This is a genomic window from Hymenobacter volaticus (assembly GCF_022921055.1).
Lineage (GTDB): Bacteria > Bacteroidota > Bacteroidia > Cytophagales > Hymenobacteraceae > Hymenobacter > Hymenobacter volaticus.
This window is the reverse complement of sequence record NZ_CP095061.1, coordinates 597,501-617,400: the sequence shown is the minus strand read 5'-3', so window position 1 is coordinate 617,400 and position 19,900 is coordinate 597,501. Positions and strand designations below refer to the sequence as shown.

Sequence of the window (19,900 nt, the reverse complement as noted above, 5' to 3'; positions counted from 1 at the left end):
ACTAATAACCTTTATGCCACTCGCTGAGCGGGACGAGCCTTTTTGGTTGCTCGAACTGCGGGCTGAGGTGTGATTTCCTCGACGGGCTCACGCTTGGTTTTCTTTTTGCGCAATGCCAGACCAAAGCCAGCGGCCATCAGCAACGTGCCACTCCAGAGCAGGTTGATGAACGGCTTCTCTATCGCCTTCAGAATGATGTAGTCCTTCTGAGTAGTGCTCACGCCAAGAGTGAACTTGCCAGCTGTAGGATCTACCTCGTTCAAACTCAAGCGCAAACCCAAATCCTCGATTTCATCGGGTACACGGCCAATCAGGCGGTTCCGCACGATGAAAACAGGGTGGGCGTGGTACTGTCGCTGCTTCTCGCCATACACAACCATGTCGGCCTGAATAGCTAAGTCGTCTTTGCTGAGGCCGAGGCCGGCGGTTTGCTGAGCCGGCTCAATGGCGCGGAACACAGCAAAGTAGTCGTTCAGGAAAATGGTGTCGCCAACCGATAGCTTGTATTCTTTCAGCTCGCTCCATTCCTTCTCCTTCATGGGCGCCACGGCACTAACGTGCGAGTAGATGTCGTGGGAGGCAAAACGCTTAATGTCGGGGGAAGCTAGCAAGCCACCCATTTCCTCGTTGTCTTGGGCGCGGGGATAGAGCGTGAATACTTCGCCAGTCTTCCGGTTCTTGTACTCGACGCGGTAGTAGGTGTTTTCTGGCAGAATGTCTACCGAGTCACCGGTCTTGTAATACTGCTTACCGCCAAACTTAATGTCGCCGCGGGCAAGGGCTTTGTACTCGTCTTCGAGACGGAAGAGCAAATCTTTGTTGACGTACTCGGGCACGCCGGGCACATCAAAATACTGGCCGGTGTAGCTCACATCGTACTCGCCCATGGGAGTCGTATCGTTGCGCCACAGCAGCACGTTGTCACGGTTCATTTCCTCGCCAAACTCCTTGGAGTACACCATGCCCGACATGTTCTGCGAGATGATGTTGGAATAGCCGGCCGAACCAAGGATACCCAGCAGCATCAGAGCAATGCCCAAGTGCGCTACGCCACCACCCGAAAGCTGCACGCCGCGGAGCAGCATCTTCAGTACCACACCCAAGTTTGCCAGCACACCAAACAGCGCCGCCGTCAAAAGGATGATGTAGGTGGGCGAAATGCTCATCTTGTTGTAGCGCAGCAGCAGGATAACCAACGCCGAACCAAGCAGCGCCAGTGCGCCCGGGTTGGTGAGCGAATTGACGATAGTGGTTTTGTCGTTGCGCTGCCACCACATCACCTGCGCCAAACCCGAAAGCAAGGCAACACCTACGCCCATCCACAACTGAATCTTGGTGTAGTGCGCAATCTGGTCGGCGGGCAAGGCTAAGTTGGACTTGATGCCAATGAAGCCTAGGAAAGCATTGTACACCGGAATGCTCGTAGTAACCAACACTTGGAAAGCACCGAGGCACAGCACGGTAGCTCCCACAAACACCCAAAGCTCCGGGTTATAGGTGGTCAACTCTTTCTCGGAAACCGGAATCTGCTTCCAGCGCATTGCCAGCAACGCAATAGCCAGCACCACGAAAGCGCCCAGATATATCATGAGCTGCCCCGACAAACCCAAGTCAGTGAAGGAGTGCACTGAGGCATTGCCCAGCACGCCACTGCGGGTAAGGAAGGTAGCGTAGAGAATTAGGAGGAAAGTAGCTACCACCAGCACGAAGGAAGTGCGCAGCGCCGTGCGCCGCTGATTCCAGAGCACCAACCCGTGAATAGCGGCCACGAGCACTAGCCAAGGAATGTACACGGCATTTTCAACCGGGTCCCAGTTCCAGTAGCCACCGAAGTTGAGCGTTTCGTAGGCCCAATAGGCACCCATCATCACGCCCACACCCAATACCAAGCCACCAACCAACGACCAGCGCAAAGCAGGCTTCACCCATTTTGTGAACTCGCCTTTCCAAAGCGCCGCTACGGCAAAAGCAAATGGCACCAGCGTAAGCGCAAAACCGAGGAACAACGTGGGCGGGTGAATCACCATCCAGTAGTTCTGGAGCAGCGCGTTGAGGCCCGTACCATCTTTCGGCACAAAGTCGGGATTCACCTTGAATACCGGCAGGTCAGTTAGGAAGTCGCGGAGCAGGATAAAAGGCGAAGAACCAATCTTGAGGCCGCCCACTACCACGCCCAAAATCATGGACGTTAGGAACAGCTGCACGCCCGCAAACACGGCCATTACCGGTGCTTCCCACAACTTGTTGAAGCGCATGATAATGAACCCAAGCACCACGTGCCAGAATATCCAAAGCAAGAAGCTGCCCTCCTGCCCTTCCCAGAAACAGGAAATCATATAGTAGATCGGCAGGTGGTTGCTGGAGTGGCTCCAGGCGTAGTAGTACTCGTAGCGGTGCCCGTGGATGATGCCAAACAAGCACACGATAACCGCTATTACCGCCGCGCCATGCACCAAGAAGGCACCCCGGCCAATCCGGAGCCAACTGGCGTCCGACTGCCCGAGCGGCTGGTTGCGCGCCGCCATATAGTAGGAATACGCTGCCACCGTGGCCGCCACGAAAGCCACGATAACACTTAAGTGTCCGGCGTCGCCAATGAAGGTGTTAAGCATATCTGATGCGTTATAAGAGAAGAAGCTGACCTGCTAGGGTATAACCGGTCAACCAGAACTTGTTTTAGGATTTAGGTTGCCGGCGCTTTACCCCAGCTAGCCGTTTCATGCGGGCCCTATGACTACGCCGTTCCCAGCTTTGTTGTGCTTTCGCGGCGCGCTGTGCCGCTTGAACTGAAGCCCCAGAAAAGTAACCGGGCTCCGGCATGATCTGGCTGAACGCATACCATTGCTGCTGCACCAAAACTGGCGCCGCACTTTCAGAAGTTTCAGCTACCACTTGGTAGAGGTAGCGTCCGGGGGCAGTGAGTGTGTCGGTCCAACTGTAGTCGGTGCCGGCGCTGCCGTATGTAGTACGACTCACTTCTATGGTAGCCTGCGAAGTGGCCCGAAACTCGCCTGCTTCCCGCCGCAGCACCCGAAACTGCTGAACGGGACCCAGACTATCCGATAGATTCCAGTGCAAGGTAAACAGCTTGTTGGTGGAAGGCGTCACTGTGGAGAGCAGTGGGGCTGCCACGGCAGGTAGTCCCTTCGGTTTGCTGCTTACGGCCAAGCTAAACTCGCAGAAGTCTTTGAGGTAGCCATCTACGTCAAGTAAATATGGCTGCCCGGCACGCAACCCATCCAAGGTCACAAAAACATCGTCTTGGCTGCCTAGCGACGTGCAGGAAAGTATGTTGTACGTTTCCGGCTGCCCTGGTGTGCCCGTCAGCACCACTAGCTGCACCCCGCGCGTATCGCGGCACTGCTGCCCGCTAATGTTCACGTAGTACCGGCCTGGAACCCGCGGCGTAAACTCAAACCACTGGTCGTTGTGGTACTCGATGCACTTACCGGTTAGCTTCTCGTCCACAGCACTCCACTGCACGGTGCAGTTGGTGGTGTTGGACTTGATGGGTTGATCTAGCCGCAACACCTGCCGGTGCTCAATGTTGTCGTTGGCAACCTGCGCAGTGGCGAGCAAAGAAGTGTGAACTACAAGCAACTGAACAATAACTACGCGCAGCCAAAAACGCAAATGCGCTTCAGCAAGCCCGTATGTCAGTTGCTTGTGCTTCATATCTTCTTTCTTTAATTGACGGCCGCCGTAGCGCCTTTGATATCTTTCTCCACGTACTTAGACGGGCACTTCAGCAGAATTTTGTCGGCCACGAAGATGTCGTTGCGCATAGCCCCAGTAATCACCACCTGCTCCGACTTGTCGAAGTCTTGGGGCTTGGGGTTGAAATAGATGCAGCGCTGCGCAACCCGGTTGGTGTCAACCAGCGTAAAAGCAAAGTAATTGGGGTCGAGAACCGGGTTATATTCCAGCCCTACAATGTTCTTCTGGTTGTCGCGCGGCAGGCGGCCTACCACGTGCACCTTGGTCATGTTGCCTTCGGTTGCCCGCTCACGAGCTTCCTTGAACGACACATAGACGCTGGCGTCTCCGGCAGCGCTCATGATGATGCCAATGGCTACAGCAATGACGGCAATAGCCAGAATGTGTGCTTTTTTCATGTTTTGTGAAGAACCAAACGGCTCAGCCTGAGCCGGGTATGTTGTAACAAATAAAACAGCAGAAAAGTCCCTATGAATATACTTTAGCTCCAGAAGAATAAAACGGAAATGTTCAAAATCTTCCGTATCCCTCTGGCACTCAGTTATTCCTTTAATTCTCGCTCTAGCCGGCTCACTTTTCGGTCGAGCGAAACCAGCAATGCCAGCAAACCAGCTAGCACCACCGTCACGACGGCCACTACCACGTAGATTTTGCCGCTACCGCGCAGCGCATCTGCCATTTCGGGCGTATCGGAGGCAGTTTGAGCAGCAACTTGTAGTACCGGCAGCAGCCAGGTCAAGAGCAGCAAGGCCAACCGTCGGGGGCTGCTTATAATTCCAAGCGCCCCGTTAAGCAAGCTGTTTTTCATATACTTTAAGTTTAAGTGCAGCAATGCGGCTAGCTACTTGTGCCAGCCAGAAAGCCAACAGTGTCCAGCCGATAACAGCCGGGTAGAATACCAGGCGCATGTTATCGTCGAGGTCGTATTTGGCAAAAGCAGGGTTGCCGCCCGCGCCCGGGTGCAACGAGTCAGTGAGGCGGGGCAAGATATAGAACAACGGCATAGCCGTAGCAAAAGCGAAGATGTTGTAGATGGCTGAAATCCGGGCCCGCTGTTGCTCATCGGTGAAAGACGAGCGGAGCACCAGATACGCGCCATAGATGAGCATGGCAATGGCCGCGCCGTTGAGTTTGGGGTCATTGGTCCACCAAGTACCCCAAGTATACTTGGCCCAGATACTACCTGTAGCCAATCCCACGCAGCCCATCAGAATACCCGTTTTGGCCGCTTCATGCGAGAGAATATCTAGCTGTGGGGTGGGCGTGCGCAAATAGCGGATTGAATAATACACCGACGCTATCAGTATAAACGTCATACCGAACCACATCGGGACGTGGAAGTACAAGTTGCGAATGGTCTCGTTGAGGATAGCCAGCCGTGGCACTGGCATCAGAAATCCTGCTGCCGCTGTGTAGAGCAGCAACACTGCCGCCAGACCTTTCCACCAGTTTTTCATATCCAATAATTAGAGCGTAGAAGTAAGAAATGAGCTAGAGAGAAAGCCTAGCTCGTGGTTCTTATGGTGTGAAAGAAGAACAATGTATCCGGCAGGTTTGTGCTGATTTATTGAAATTATGCAGCTCATTTTTCGGCTTATTTAGGTTGCTGCATCAGCTCCGCCACAAAAAAGGAAACAGCAAATACGACACTGCTACTACAATCAGGTTCAGAGCTACCAGCGTCAATAGAGCACTTTGGCTGGCTTCAAACTCGAGACCATCCAGCGCGTTTTTAGATACCTTAATAAGAAGCAACAGCATCGGAATCATCAGCGGGAAGCCAAGCACGACCATCAAGGTGTTGCTGTTGGCCGCCTTGGCCGCAATGCCCGAAACCAAGGTGAGTGTAGAAGCAAACCCGAGGGCCCCAAGGGCCACATTGCCCACAAAAAGCGTGGTATCCTGCACCGGGTTGCCAAGCACCAGCACGTAGAGCGCAAGACCAACAAGTGCCAAGCCAAGCAACAGCAGCGCGTTGTACGCTATTTTCGCTAAAATCACGGCCTGCGGGGGCACCAGCGTGTAGTAGTAGAGCATGCGGCCCCGACTTTCTTGCAGAAAACCTTTGGCTACGGCATTCACCGCCGAGAAAAGCAGGATAATCCAGAACAGTGCGTTCCAGGCGGGTGCTGGTGGCGTGCCACCCTTGAGTGAGAAGCTCAGAAAACACACAAACACTGTGCTGCCCACATAGAGCAGCATGCCGTTCAGCGCTGCACGCTGCCGCCATTCCAAGCGGAAGTCTTTGAGCATCAAGTACCAAATCTCACGAACGAGCAACACGGCAAGACGGCTGGTGAACAGGACCGCAAAGATACAACCCAACTCCCGGATTAGCAGGGCTTAGCTTGATTAAGCACAAGTGCCGTATTACTATACAGATAAGGTGGAAATGGAATGCACCATAAACTCCATAAAAAAACCACTCAGATATACTGAGTGGTTTTCGATGTTGCTGTCCAGCTACAACCTTACTTAGAAGTCGTATCCAAGCGTAAAGTAGAGTTTCGGACCTTTTTGCTCGTAGTCTTCCTGGCCCCAGGCAATGTCTGCCTTGCCATAGAAACCCAAAAGCGTAGATCGGATACCAAAGCCGTACCCAATCAGGAAGGGGTTGCGGAAGTTGGTTACCGTAGCAGAAAACGGGTTGCCTGGTGGCACCACTGGTACCGTGTTGTACGAATTATTTTCGTTGAACGGGTTGTTGCCTGAATAAGCAGTGCCCGCGTCGGTAAAGGCAGTGAGTTGCAGATTGCGGAAGAAGCCCGAGTAAATAGGATTGCGTGAGAGGTACTGGATGATGGGCACCCGCAGTTCCGTGTTAAAGAGCAGATAGCGTGGTCCGGTCCGCTTGCTGTAATTGAAGCCCCGCAGGTTGGTCGCGAACTGCTGGTAGAATATTTCAGCTGGGTCCGGATTGTTGGTCAAGGTTTGACTGCCTTCGAAATCGTTGTTGAGCCAGTTATCCATGCCACCGAGGCGGAAAGTCTGCGGTGAGTGCCCCAGGTACTGACCATAGCTGACGCGGTTTGCCCAAATGATCTGCCGATGCACCTTCTGGTAATGACGCAGGTCGATGTATATTTTCCCAAAGTCTCTCACCGAGTTCAGGGCGTTCAGTTGCAGAAAGCCCATTTTCATGCGGGTGCCTTCCAGCATGTTTACGCCCGTCGTAACTGAGTTGTCGAACACCAACTCGCCGTTGTAGCCAAGGTAGTTGCGATTAACGTCTTGCTCTTCCGTCAAGACATCGTACACATTTCTCGATACGTTCACGAAGCGAGGCCCAACCCGTACACTGAGGCTGTTGGTGAGGGGATACGCAATAGTTGGCGAAATTTCATGGCGGCCGTACCGTACCCGGCCTGGGTAGCCGGCAATATTATCGAAGAAGAAAGCCTGCTTGTCGTAGCGAATACTCCAATCGTAGCGGTGCTCGAGGTTGGTGTACTCAGCGAAAATTTTGCTGGTACGCAAATCGGTCAAAGCAAAAATACCCGCCCGAATCCGATGATTCTCGAACAAGTCCGACATGTTGGCTTGCCCTACCAAACCGAAACCTAACAGCGGGTCGACTGCCAACGAGGAAACTACATTGTCAATACTGAAGCGTGTGTCGTAACGATAAGGACCTTGAGGAGCTAAGGCACTAGCATCAGGGGCTGCCACAGACTGAGCTGCGGCGGCCGCAGTTGTCGTACGTGCCGTCCGCCGTGAACTAGCGCGGTCGGCTGGCAAATCTTCGTCAAACTGATAGTCGCTGGTGTTGATGGGCTTGTTAGCCGTGCTAGCCGGGTTGGCGGCTGGCTGTTGGGCTGACTGAACGGAATCCTGAACTGGCTCCCCTGTAGTAGGCGCTGGCACAGTAGGTTCGGGAGTTGGTACTGGCACCGGAGCTGCCGAGGCTGCTGGCTTCGAACGGTCTTCTAGCGTTTCTTGACGAGCCGTTTTCGAGAGCTTCAGGCTTTCGGGCAGTGGATACTGCGGATATAAGTACACAAAATCGCGGGCACGGCTGGCCGCTATGAAGCCAAGAGTGCCCGAAGTGGCGTTGTAGTCGAAGTCCTTCAGGTTAGCTCGGAAGCTGCTCACGGCCGTGCGCTGACGCGTAGTCAACGAATAACGGTAGAGGCTTCGCACGCCGCTTTCCTCGCCTAGATACACGATTTCGGTGTTGGAAATAGCCCGCGGCCGACTTTCATTGGATATAGTGCTCACTAGCTGCTCGACTGGTTGCGTGCGCCCGTCGAGGTGATACATAAACAGATCGTAGTTGTTTACTACGGCGCCGAAGCTACCCTTGGCAGTACCAGCCGAATCGAGCCAGCGGTTGGAGCTGAACACAATGCCGCTGCCGTCGGGCATGAATACCGGCTGCACATCGTCGAATACGTCATTGGTTAGCTTCTCAGGACGGCGGCTTCCGGCTCGCAACACGTACAGATCGGCTTGGCCGTTTTGCACACCACTAAATACCAGTGCTTTTCCATCAGGAGAATAGCTCAAATCCATTACCTGCTGATAGGGCTGGAAGATGGTAGAGCCCTTGTCCCCAATAAAAGGTAAAGCCTCTCCTATTCTCGACAGCAGGCCAGAGGCACCACCATTAGCTGGCCGCAGGCGCATGCTCATTTCGCCTTTTGCCATTTCAGCCACAGCTACTTGGCTATTGCCGCGCCAAGCAAGCACGGGAAGCCGAGTTTCCACCTGTTGGCCAGGTGTTTTGTAGCCGCTGCGGTGAATGGTGCGCCGACCCGAACCGTTACGGTTTACAACTAGTACCCGGTAACGGCCTCGGTCGTTGCTCACGTACGCTAGTTGCTGCCCGTTTGGGCTCATCACTGGTTGCGAGTACAGAACATTCTTGCGGTTATTTTTGGTAATGGCAAGCTTCTCATCAGCCTCGGTATAAGGCGTCTGCGGCTGCGCATTTAACTGTCGATAGTACGCCAGCCAATCTTTCTGAAATACTTTATAGGGTACGTTCAGCGAGGAGCTAATCCCTACTTCTACGTCGCGGGTAATGCGCGTTAGGTTCAGGATGTTCTGGATGGTGGTGTAGCCGTAGCGCTCGGCAATATAGTTCCAGAGACTTTGCCCGGCTAGCTGCGGATTGCGCAAGAAGAACGGTGCGGCGCGGTTACCCTCATACTCCTGGGTCATGTCGCGCATGTAGTCGTCCATTTCCACGCTCCAGCCCTCGGCTGCATAGGCCGATGCTCCATTCACAAACCAATCGGGCAATTGCAACAGGTACGTGCTTTGAATCACTTCCTTCAGTGAGCCGCCGTACATCATGTCGTTGAGCAGCACCCGCGTAATCTGGAAGCTTAGGTCGCGCTTGAACTGGGTTTGCTGACCAGAAAAAGCAATCTGTACCTTGCTCATGCGCAGCAAATCGGTTTCGCCGCCGGTCTGGTACTTATCCGCATCAAGGCCAATGTTGCTCTGCCGTAGGTCGCCCACGGAATTGTAGAGCATGATGGTCGTCTTCGAGTAAGGATAGTAGCCTACCAGTGCTGTGATGCGCTGCAACTCTTTCTCGGCATACTCAGCGGCCCGGCGCGCACTCACGTCGCCACCGCCGTAGTAGTACACGTTGAAGTTTTGGGTGCTAAGTTGCTGCCACTCGAAATTCTTGTATTGAATCCGAACCCGCCCAAACTCCTCCTGCGCCGACTGGCCCCAGGCCGGACCATTGGCTAATAGTGCAAGCAATACGAGTGTGGCACCCACCACCGGTTGGCGGCCCGACCCTCGGAACCACCGCGAAAAGAATAAATGCTTCATAGCCAATGACTGCGGTAAACAAAAGGCGACTCCAGGGAGGATGAAGAGCCGTTGTGCTTCAGGAAGAAAGTTGAACGGCCCGAGAAGCCGTCTTATACAACGTTTGGTAACGCTTAATATTGACCTCTGGCCACAAGTCAATGGCCGGATTTTCAAGATGGTCGGCTAGTAAGGTGGCCAGCCGCGGAGCCAGCATTACACCCTTCGAGCCGAAGCCATTAAATATACTCAACTCTGGCACTTCCGGATGCCGGCCCAGCAGTGGTTTTCGGTCACGCACGGCGGGCCGCACACCTGCCTTTTGTGCCCGCACTGCGAACGGCAAATTGGTGGTGGCAGCTAGCCGGCTACTTAGCTCCGCAAGTGCTTCGGGCGTGGTGCCTTCCGCAAATGGGGGCCAGCGGTACGTGGCGCCTACCCGGAACCGCCCGTTGCCGAGCGGTACCACGTAAGCTCCTTTGTTGAGCACCTGTTCCTGCGAAAGGCCCTGGCATTCTACATCAAGCACCTCGCCCTGGTTGGGGGTAAGGGGCAGCCACTGAAAGTACGGATTTTCAATAGCCGCAGCACCTTCACAACAAACTAAATGTCGTGCGCGCACGCGACCCGCATACGTAATACCGGTTGGGCCAGTAACGAGTTGCTCCCAATCGAAAGTTTCATATTCAAGCCCGCCGTTTGCCAGCTGTTCGCGGGTAAGAGTAGCCAACATGTCGTTTAGTTGCACGTACCCTCCGCGCCGAATACAAAGGCCACCAAATTCGTCTCGTACACCAATGGTTGGGGGCAAAGGGGCACCAGCGTCTTCCACGAAATCCTGCCAGGGTTGGTCGGCGCTGCGAGCCACCATCGTGTTCTGCTCCGCCACCGACGAAAACAGCTTCCAGATAGGCAGCTCATAGAAAAACTGCTGATCAAAATGCTGCTCTAACTCCCGATAAAATGCACTAGCAGCAGGCAGCAGTTCGTCGGCTCGCCAAGCCAGCGCAAACCGCTTACCGGCCACCGGATTTATTAGTCCTGCGGCCACTTTCGAAGCCGAATTGGGCTGGTTGGCATCCAGCACCAACACGGTGCGGCCTCGCCGACGCAGTTCCCATGCCAGCGTAGCTCCTGCAATGCCGTGGCCAAGAATCAGGTAATCGTATTCCTTCATTGAGGTGATATAAGCACAAGCGTAAAAGGAAAGTTCTGGTTACTTTCGAGTGGTAGACCAGCAAGGTACTGTTCAGGTTGATTGGCTCTCGAAAAGTATAGCAAACTACTATATTGTTTCACTGCGAAGCTACGTTCAGAAGTGGTTCTGACTGGCGACGGCGCAGCTGATCTGCAATTGCGAATCTGTTCTACTGATAAGACTCGTAACTTACCAGCCGGTTCCAACTTGGCTTGCTTTTTTTCTTTTCTTCATGACCGTTTCTGGGTTCACTTTTAATGCCTTCTCTGAAAACACGTACCTGCTGCACGATGCTACTGGCCAGTGTGCTATCGTAGACCCGGGCTGTTATGACCGCGCCGAGCAACAAGCTCTGCGTCATTTTATAGAAGCGCAAAACCTGAACGTCGTACTGCTGCTGAACACGCACTGCCACATCGACCATGTGCTCGGCAACCAGTTCATACTCGATACTTATAAAGTTCCTTTCCTGATCCACGAAGCCGACTTGGCTACGTTGCGCGCTGTGTCGAGCTATGCGTCGAGCTATGGATTTCCGGCATACTCACCAGCCGAGCCCACCGGTTTCCTGACAACCGATGCACCGGTTCAGTTCGGTGATACCACCTTAGAGGTACGCTTCGCCCCAGGTCACGCGCCGGGCCATGTCGTATTCTATCATGCTCCTACCTCAACCGTTATTGGGGGCGACGTTCTGTTCAAAGGCAGCGTCGGCCGCACCGACCTGCCCGGCGGCGACTATAACACGCTCATTCGCAGCATCGAAACCCATCTCCTCACCCTACCCGACGACGTGACTGTGTATCCTGGTCATGGCCCGGCCACCACCATCGGTACCGAGCGCCAGACAAACCCCTTCTTAAACTAGCAATTAGATTACAGTTAGAGGTTTGGCTGCGGTCCCATTTCCTCTTGCTTATACACGCCAACTGCGTCAGTAGCACTCCAAGGCCCAATATTCTTAGCCCCTTGAAAAACCATATTCCTAACGCTATTACTTGCCTCAATTTATTTGCGGGCTGCTTGGCGCTAACGCAAATCTTTGCTGGCAACCTCGAAACGGCTGCTTACTTCGTGGGGTTGGCCGCCGCCTTCGATTTTGCCGATGGTCTGTTAGCTCGCGCCCTACATGCTTCTTCCCCTATTGGCAAGGACCTAGATTCGTTGGCTGATATGGTTTCGTTTGGTGTAGTGCCAGGAGCTTTTCTATTTGATTTGTTGAGGCAGGCCGGCGCTGGCACCCCATCTTGGCTGCCCTACGCGGGCTTTATCGTTACGGTGTTTTCTGCATTACGGCTTGCCAAGTTCAACAACGATACTCGGCAAACTACTTCCTTCATTGGTCTCCCCACGCCGGCCTGTACCCTGGTAGTAGCCTCCCTCCCCCTTATTCTGGCTCACGACTCGTTCCACATCAGCAGCTTTATCCTGAATCCTTGGGTGCTGATTGGGCTAACGTTGCTGTTGTCTGGGTTGCTGGTGTCCGAAATCCCGCTTTTTGCTCTCAAATTCAAAAACCTGAGTTGGCAGGACAACGGGGTGCAGTTCGTGTTTCTGCTCCTGGCCGTGGCCTTGCTTTTGGGCATGCAAGCAACTGCTATTCCGCTGGTCGTATTGCTCTACGTGGTGCTGTCTATGCTACGGCCCTCAGTCGGTTGATATTTGTGGGCTTCATTACAATATTTAAATAGCTAACGAGTTAAACTAAACAATTACCGATGAACCCTCATAAGGTCGAGCTTGTTTAGAGCCTATTTGTTAGCCACTCCATCACAACTGCTTATCGAACATACCCTTATGCGCTACTTTACTCTTTTGGTAATTAGTTGCTGCCTGCTCCTAGGGTTTTCAGCACAAGCCCAAGATGGCCGTCGGTCGGCAGTTGTTCGGCTACGCTGGCAAGGGTACGACGAAGTACCAGGCTCTGATTACAGGTTGCGGAAAGTGCCCTCATTTTCGGGTGCTCAATATCGCACTGGCTCGTTGTTTAGCCATTACATTCTGAATGTACCCGGACCCGTCTCTGAAGGAGAATTACGCAATGCGGTTTACGAGCCTTTCTCTGCCGCCGATATTGCGATTTTCAAATTCGCTTCGCTGCCTCTAGTTACTACTCTGACCGTGGCTGAAGGTACCCAACAAGGCCAAACGGTTAGTATCGTAACAATACCTGCCGTGCGTCGCAGTGCGCAAAGTGGGCAGTACGAAAAATTGGTTACGGCCGAGTACAGTTACCTTCCTGGTACCCCTACTGCCCGCCGCGTTCAGCAAATTACTCACGCTACTACCTCAGTTCTTGCTTCTGGCAACTGGTACAAAATCGGTGTACCCAAAAGCGGCATCTTCAAGCTGGACTACGATTTCCTACGCACTCTTTTTGGCAACGACCTCACTAGCGTCGATCCTAGCCGTCTTCAAGTGTATGGTAATGCCACCGGCCTGCTCCCCCAGCCAATTAGCACCCCACGCCCCGATGACTTGGTAGAAAATGCGGTGTATTTCTCTGGTAACACAAATACTACACTAGAGAACAACGAGTACTTCCTTTTTTATGCCCGCGGGCCGCATACCTGGGAACGAGAACCCAATACTCAGCGCTTTCGGCATATCCAAAATATCTATTCTGACACAGCCTATTACTTTGTAACTGTAGCGGCTCCACCGCGCACCGGCCGCCGGGTGCAGGCTGCTCCCGCCGTAGGTGCTGCTAATGCTCCTGCTATTTCGCAATACACAGAGCGCGAGTTTTACGAGAAGGAAAAAGTAAACCTAGCTAAGTCGGGCCGGCAATGGCTAGGTGACGGTTTACTGAACGGCACCTCCCAAACCTTCTCGTTCAGCAAAATCACTGATTTGGTACCTGGTAGCACCGTACAGGTAACAGCCTCTCTAGCGGGCAGTTCACTGAACGGTCAGGCATTCCAGCTCACGCTCAATAACAACCAACTTGGCACTGTGCCTTTATCGGGGGTTCCATCTTATCGTCGTGATTATCCAGAATATGCCAATACTAGCATAAATAATTTTTCTGCTATGGCCTCTGCGTCTTCAACCCCCTTGCGAATAGGACTGACGTACACAGGTTCTGACGCAGCCGATACAGGCTACCTTGATTATCTGGAAGTAAATGCCATAAAGCCACTTCAGCTTAGTGGATCGGCAATAGAATTTCGCTCTTTCGCCAATCTACAGGCTGGCCGAATCAGTCAGTTCAACATTGCAAACAGCACGGGTGCTCTTGTATGGGATGTTACTAATCCTCGTCGGGCCAAGTCATATACAATAACCGCCACTGGCTCCTTTATAGCTCCCACCGATTCTCTTCGCGAATTTGTGGCCTTTACCCCTACCGGCACTTTCGACAAACCAACCACTTTTGGGCGTGTAGCCAATCAGAATCTGCACGCCAGTCTCAATTCCAACGTCGACTTAGTTATCGTTACGCATCCTCTCTTCTTGCAGGAAGCTGAACGGTTAGCAGCCCATCGTCGCGCTCATGATAATCTAAAAGTGGAAGTAGCAACTACCACCCAGGTGTACAATGAATTTGGGTCGGGGGGGCAAGACATCAGCGCCATTCGTGACATGATGAAGATGGTGTACGACCGGCGTAGTTCACCTAACAAGCAACAGTATTTGCTGCTTTTTGGTGATGCTTCCTACGACTACAAGTCTCCTGGTATCAGTGCCCAGAACTTTGTGCCTACTTACGAATCACGTGAATCCTTTTCTCCAATTAGAGGGCGCGATAATCAGTTGGGGCCCCAAACCTTCTGCTCTGATGATTATTATGCTTTGCTTGATGAAAACGAAGGTGAATGGGCTGAAAATGGAGGTCGAATCGAATTGATGGATATCAGCGTGGGCCGCTTGCCCGTACGCATTCCACGCGGTCAATCAGTTACTGCACAAGCCAGCAGAGTGGTCCAAAAGCTGATTGATTACGATAGCAAGGCCGCTCCTCTAGGTAACTGGCGCAATAATGTCACTTTTGTTACCGACGATGGAGATGACGGAAGCCACATACGTCAAGCTGAAGTATTATTGCAAGAGGCCAATGCCAAACTGCAGGCGTTTAATATTCGCAAAATATACTTAGCTATGTATCAACAGATTAATGGAGCATCCGGGGAGAGGTCGCCAGATGCCGAGTTAGCTATTGATAATTCATTTGAAAAAGGGTCACTTATTATCAATTATAACGGACACGGTGGTCCTACTAGTTTAGCCGATGAGCGCATTTTGACAAATGCCTCTGTATTGCGCTTGCTCAACAAGAACAAGCTGACCTTCATGGTTACTGGCACCTGTGACTTTAGCTATTACGATGATCCTCTGAGGGATTCAGCAGGGGAGCAAGCCCTTACGGACACAGATGGAGGAGCTATTGGCCTTTATACTACCACTCGATTAGTATTTGCCGATAAATCACAGCCCAGTTTTTTCCTTGATTCCATACTGTCTGTAAGAAGTGGGGCTGTTACGCGTATAGGTCAAGCGGTTGTTTATGCCAAAAACAATGTAGCCGGTGACGTATTAAGCCGCAATTATGTCTTATTAGGTGATCCATCCTCTAGACTAGCTAGGCCTAAATTAGCGATGACCTTAGATGCGGTTAATGGTCAGCCGGTAACTGCTACTTCCGCAGACACACTGAAAGCATTATCAACCATACGACTTTCAGGTTCGGTACGTAACGGCAGTTCCACTTCCGCGGCTGTCGATACAGACTTCTCTGGTACTGCTCAGATAGTCGTTTATGAGAAGCCTATTGATATCACACTGGAAGAGTACAAGAAACCCAATAGTAGTGAGCTACAGCCCATCCAAATCCAAGAGAATATCATCTACTCTGGCCAAGCTACAGTGAAAGCAGGCCGCTTTTCACTGCAATTTGTAGTTCCTCGTGACATCAACTATAACGCTGGACTAGGCAAGGTTAGTCTTTACGCGAAAGACACCGTCCGGATCACGGATGCTCATGGCTATCGTGCCGTGCCTATAGGAGGCGCGTCCTCATCCGTCAATCAGGACACTATTCCCCAAGAATCACTTTACACATGGACAACACGTCTTTTGTGTATGGTGGAATTACAGCTACAAACACGACCCTGCTAGCTCGTCTTTTTGATGAAAGCGGCATTAATACGGCAGGCTCTGGAATCGGCCATGAAATCACTGCTACTCTCGACAACGATCCAGCTCGCCTTACAGTCCTTAATGATTTCTATACGGCCAGTGTCGATAGCTTTCAGGCCGGTAATGTTCAGTACCAGTTTAAGGATTTGAGTACGGGTCCCCACGTGCTCCATGTTAAGGCCTGGGATACGTTCAACAACTCTTCTATTAAGGACATAGAATTTATTGCTGCTCAAACCGATAAACTCGCTCTTAGTCACGTCCTAAACTATCCTAATCCATTTGCAGGCCGTACCACATTCCATTTCGACCATAACCGTCAAGGCGAAGATTTGGATGTGCAAGTGCAAATTTTCACTGTTTCAGGGCGCTTAGTTCGTACGCTTCAAGCTACTATTCCTAGCAGCGGATCCCACGTGCCGCAAAGCCTAAACGACAACACCCTTTCCTGGAATGGCCGCGATGACTTTAACGACCAATTAGCACGTGGTGTGTACGTTTACCGGGTGAGCGTACGTTCCAACAAAGATCAGTCGACAACCTCCAAGTTTGAAAAACTGGTAATTTTAAACTAGTTCAATACGCTTCTTCGCTTACTACATCATCTTTTTTTGTCTTTATGACCTTTTCGAAGCTGTCCGTGCGTTCTACGCTCTTCACCGGATTATTAGGTTTTCCATTACTTGGAGTTGCTCAATCCTCTCCTAATACCATTACTACTGCCGTTCCTATTCTCTCGGTCAGTCCTGACTCTCGTTCAGCCGCGCTAGGCGAAGCAGGAGTCGCTATTTCGCCTGATGCTAATTCGGCTTACTATAATGCAGGTAAGCTTGGTTTCTCTCCCAACAAGTACAGTGTTTCCACTTCCTATACTCCGTGGCTAGGTACCATTACCGATGACATGGGTTTGGCTTTCTTATCAGGCTACGCTAAAGTCAATGAGCGCTCTGCTATTTCAGCTTCGCTCATGTATTTTGACTTAGGTGAAATTGAGTTTCGCGACCCACAGAACCAGCCCCAAGGCTTCGGCAACCCTAAAGAATATGCCTTTACAGTAGCTTACGGCCAGAAGCTCTCTGAGAACTTAGGCGTTGGAGTAGCTGCACGCTACATCCGCTCCAACCTTACACAAGTGGGTACTGATTCCAAGCCTGGTAATGCTGCTGCAGTTGACTTAGGCATCTATTACAACAAAGACTTATCTATTGGTCCCTCAGACTATAACCTCGGTCTTGGAGCTGCCATAACCAATGTAGGCAACAAGATCACCTATTCCAACCCACGGCAAGCAGACTTCTTACCCACCACACTCAAAGTAGGCGGAGCAATAACTCGGGAGTTGGATGCTTACAACAAAATTACGCTCACTGCTGACTTTGCAAAGCTCTTGGTTCCCACTCCTTTTTATGAAGAAGGACCTGAGCCTACTACTCCTGCTGAGATTGAGGCCAGAAGAGAACGTGTCCAAGCTGAGAATGATAAACGTCGTGCTAAAGGGCCAGTTGCTGGTGTGTTTGGCTCCTTTAGTGATGCCCCTGGTGGATTTCGCGAAGAGCTACGCGAAATCAATATTTCAACTGGTGTAGAGTATGTCTACAACGATCTGCTTATGGCTCGCGTAGGTTACTTCTACGAGAACCCAGTGAAAGGCGACCGTAACTACCTCAGCTTTGGTTTAGGTGTTCGGTATCAAGTATTTGGAGTTGATGGAGCATACTTAGTTCCTAACTCTAAAAACAATCCTCTAGCACAGACTATTCGGGTTTCTCTCCACTTCAACTTCAACAATTCAGACCAGGCGTTCGGCACGGGTACTGAGACTCCTACAAACTAATACCTCCTAATGCTCGACCGACAAGTCGCTCCTCCCGTTCAGCCGCTGGCCAGTGTAACGCTGCCCGCGGCTGACGTGTTTTCGCTCCCTAATGGAGCCCGCCTGCATATCATGCATAATGATGCGCAGCCTGTAGTGCGCCTACAAGTAGTATTCAAAGCAGGTAAATGGTATGAACCAGTTTCTGGTTTATCGTTACTCACCGCTCGGATGCTGCTTGAAGGCACCCGCACTCGTACCGCTCGTCAGATTGCTGATGAGCTTGCCTTTTATGGTGCCTCCCTCGATTGTGAGCAAGGTTTTGACCGGGCTACTTTAACTCTTTACTGCCTTACACGCCACCTTGAACAGCTTTTACCACTCGTTCAAGACGTGTTAACAGAAGCCACATTTCCATTGCCAGAGTTAGAGCTACTCAAGACTAGAACCGTACAAAATATACGGGTTGAGCGTCAAAAGAATAGCTATCTAGCGGCTGAGCTTTTTTCGCGCAACTTGTATGGACCTAGTTATCCATACGGAAACACCTTCGACGAGTCAGTTTTCGTTACAATCACTCAAGCAGCCGTTCAAGACTACTATCAATCAGCTTATAATTTTTCTGAAGCCGAAATTTTCCTGTGTGGAGATGTCAGCCAAGCTGATGAGCAAAGAATTAAAGACAGTTTAGGCCAGCTGAGTAGCTCATACGCTTCGCCCATCCTAGTTCCTAATTTCAAGTTTTCTGAAGCGGCTTCGCATGAACATAAAATTATTTCTGATAGCCTTCAAGCTTCGTTGCGTATAGGCCGACTCTGGCCTTCTCTTACTCACCCCGATACTCATAAGCTTCAAGTGCTCATTAAGGTGCTAGGTGGGTATTTTGGCTCTCGCTTGATGAAGAACATCAGAGAAGACAAGGGCTTCACTTATGGCATTTATTCAACAATAGGCCCTCGTGAGCATGCTTGTTCGCTCACTATCGGTACCGATGTAAACGGTGAAAGTGCTTATGCGGCAGTGGGTGAGATTAAGTATGAGCTTCGCCGGCTACAAACTGAACTCATCCCTCAAGATGAGTTACAAACCGTCAAAAACTATGTAACGGGTAAGTTCGCTAATGAACTGAGCACTGTTTTTGAACAGTGCGATAAGTACAAGACTATTGTGTTTTTGAATTTACCAGAAGATTACTACTCCAACTTCATACATGAAGTTAACTGCGTTGACTCCAAACAATTGTTAGAACTCGCACAACAGTATCTGACTCCCGAGTCAATGGTAGAAGTAATAGTTGGTCCTAAGGCACAAGCCTAAAACTAAAAAGAGCTGGCCCTGAAGAACCAGCTCTTTTTTAGGACGTTTTTAGTTTTGCTAATCTAGCTTAAACGCAAACCGCCCCTCGACGGCACGGGCCGGAGGGGCGGACAAGCACTCTACTAAGTAAGGTTGGCGGCGACCGACTCTCCCACCGATGAAGGCAGTACCATAGGCGCTCCGGGGCTTAACGACTCTGTTCGGAATGGGAAGAGGTGAACACCCGGGCTAAAGCCACCATTACTGGCAACCGGTCGTCCCTTACGAAACTCGACAACCGGCCTATATCATTGACACAAGGACAAGAGAGAAAAAAAGTACCCCATGTAAGGAGTCTGTACTGCTAGAAGCGTTCGAGTCATTAGTACGGGTCAGCTGTGGCATTCCGGCCTCTACACTTCCCGCCTATCCACGTGGTCATCTCCCACGACTCTTCCTATATCGGAGATCTCATCTTCAGGTGAGTTTCGCACTTAGATGCTTTCAGCGCTTATCTCATCCGAGCGTCGCTACCCGGCGCTGCAGCTGGCGCCACAACCGGTACACGAGCGGCTCGTCCAACTCGGTCCTCTCGTACTAAAGTCAGGTCCTGTCAAATCTCCAACGCCCACCACAGATAGGGACCGAACTGTCTCACGACGTTCTGAACCCAGCTCGCGTGCCACTTTAATCGGCGAACAGCCGAACCCTTGGGACCTTCTCCAGCCCCAGGACGTGACGAGCCGACATCGAGGTGCCAAACCTCCCCGTCGATATGAGCTCTTGGGGGAGATCAGCCTGTTATCCCCGGCGTACCTTTTATCCTTTGAGCGATGGCCCTTCCATGCGGAACCACCGGATCACTATATCCGTCTTTCGACCCTGCTCGGCTTGTGGGCCTCACAGTCAAGCCCGCTTCTGCTATTGCGCTCTACGTCCGGTTACCAAGCGGACTGAGCGGACCTTTG

Annotated in this window: 14 protein-coding genes and 2 rRNA genes (1 of these 16 running past the window's edge); 6 read left to right on the top strand and 10 right to left on the bottom strand. The window is 51.7% G+C overall.

All coding sequences use genetic code 11. The features are described 5' to 3' along the window. Window positions 1–11: 11 nt before the first annotated feature. From ccsA to MUN86_RS02655, 8 genes are all read right to left on the bottom strand, one after another. Complete coding sequence (ccsA, locus tag MUN86_RS02690) at window positions 12–2,612, bottom strand: cytochrome c biogenesis protein CcsA (protein ID WP_245121402.1); 2,601 nt, start codon at window positions 2,610–2,612, stop codon at window positions 12–14. A 64-nt stretch (window positions 2,613–2,676) separates the two neighbouring features. Then, window positions 2,677–3,675, bottom strand: a complete 999-nt coding sequence (locus MUN86_RS02685) for a hypothetical protein (RefSeq protein ID WP_245121399.1) — start codon at window positions 3,673–3,675, stop codon at window positions 2,677–2,679. Between the two features lie 11 nt (window positions 3,676–3,686). Beyond that, window positions 3,687–4,115, bottom strand: coding sequence for a cytochrome c maturation protein CcmE domain-containing protein (locus MUN86_RS02680; RefSeq protein WP_245121396.1), 429 nt, complete (start codon window positions 4,113–4,115; stop codon window positions 3,687–3,689). Between the two features lie 143 nt (window positions 4,116–4,258). Further along, entirely contained in the window at window positions 4,259–4,525 is a 267-nt protein-coding gene (locus MUN86_RS02675) for a CcmD family protein (RefSeq protein WP_245121393.1), read from the bottom strand. After that, on the bottom strand, window positions 4,506–5,174 hold the full coding sequence (locus tag MUN86_RS02670; RefSeq protein ID WP_245121390.1) for a cytochrome c biogenesis protein: 669 nt from the start codon (window positions 5,172–5,174) through the stop codon (window positions 4,506–4,508). The genes MUN86_RS02675 and MUN86_RS02670 overlap by 20 nt, the downstream gene beginning before the upstream one ends. Window positions 5,175–5,328: 154 nt before the next feature. Beyond that, window positions 5,329–5,970: a heme exporter protein CcmB gene (locus MUN86_RS02665; RefSeq protein WP_245125576.1), complete on the bottom strand. Its 642-nt coding sequence runs from the start codon at window positions 5,968–5,970 to the stop codon at window positions 5,329–5,331. Window positions 5,971–6,192: 222 nt separating this feature from the next. Then, complete coding sequence (locus tag MUN86_RS02660) at window positions 6,193–9,507, bottom strand: hypothetical protein (RefSeq protein ID WP_245121388.1); 3,315 nt, start codon at window positions 9,505–9,507, stop codon at window positions 6,193–6,195. Window positions 9,508–9,565: 58 nt separating this feature from the next. Further along, window positions 9,566–10,663 (bottom strand): NAD(P)/FAD-dependent oxidoreductase, encoded by a 1,098-nt coding sequence (locus MUN86_RS02655; RefSeq protein WP_245121385.1) that lies wholly within the window; start codon window positions 10,661–10,663, stop codon window positions 9,566–9,568. 253 nt (window positions 10,664–10,916) lie between these two features. Between MUN86_RS02655 and MUN86_RS02650 the strand changes: the two genes are divergently transcribed. From MUN86_RS02650 to MUN86_RS02625, 6 genes are all read left to right on the top strand, one after another. After that, the gene (locus MUN86_RS02650; protein WP_245121383.1) at window positions 10,917–11,552 is read left to right on the top strand and encodes an MBL fold metallo-hydrolase; all 636 of its coding nucleotides are present in this window, start codon (window positions 10,917–10,919) and stop codon (window positions 11,550–11,552) included. A 101-nt stretch (window positions 11,553–11,653) separates the two neighbouring features. Then, the gene (locus MUN86_RS02645; RefSeq protein ID WP_245121380.1) at window positions 11,654–12,343 is read left to right on the top strand and encodes a CDP-alcohol phosphatidyltransferase family protein; all 690 of its coding nucleotides are present in this window, start codon (window positions 11,654–11,656) and stop codon (window positions 12,341–12,343) included. A 138-nt stretch (window positions 12,344–12,481) separates the two neighbouring features. Next, window positions 12,482–15,802, top strand: a complete 3,321-nt coding sequence (gene porU, locus MUN86_RS02640) for a type IX secretion system sortase PorU (protein WP_245121376.1) — start codon at window positions 12,482–12,484, stop codon at window positions 15,800–15,802. Further along, a complete protein-coding gene (locus MUN86_RS02635; protein WP_245121373.1) occupies window positions 15,745–16,398 on the top strand; it encodes a T9SS type A sorting domain-containing protein in 654 nt (217 codons plus the stop codon). Before porU ends, MUN86_RS02635 begins: the two co-directional genes overlap by 58 nt. Before the next feature lie 44 nt (window positions 16,399–16,442). Beyond that, window positions 16,443–17,657, top strand: coding sequence for a type IX secretion system outer membrane channel protein PorV (gene porV, locus MUN86_RS02630; RefSeq protein ID WP_245121370.1), 1,215 nt, complete (start codon window positions 16,443–16,445; stop codon window positions 17,655–17,657). Window positions 17,658–17,666: 9 nt separating this feature from the next. Continuing rightward, window positions 17,667–18,953, top strand: coding sequence for a M16 family metallopeptidase (locus MUN86_RS02625; RefSeq protein WP_245121367.1), 1,287 nt, complete (start codon window positions 17,667–17,669; stop codon window positions 18,951–18,953). Between the two features lie 130 nt (window positions 18,954–19,083). On the opposite strand, the gene rrf is transcribed toward MUN86_RS02625, so the two are convergent. Then, window positions 19,084–19,195: ribosomal RNA gene (gene rrf / locus MUN86_RS02620) — 5S ribosomal RNA — on the bottom strand. Between the two features lie 99 nt (window positions 19,196–19,294). After that, window positions 19,295–19,900: ribosomal RNA gene (locus MUN86_RS02615) — 23S ribosomal RNA — on the bottom strand; it runs 2,305 nt beyond the window's last position.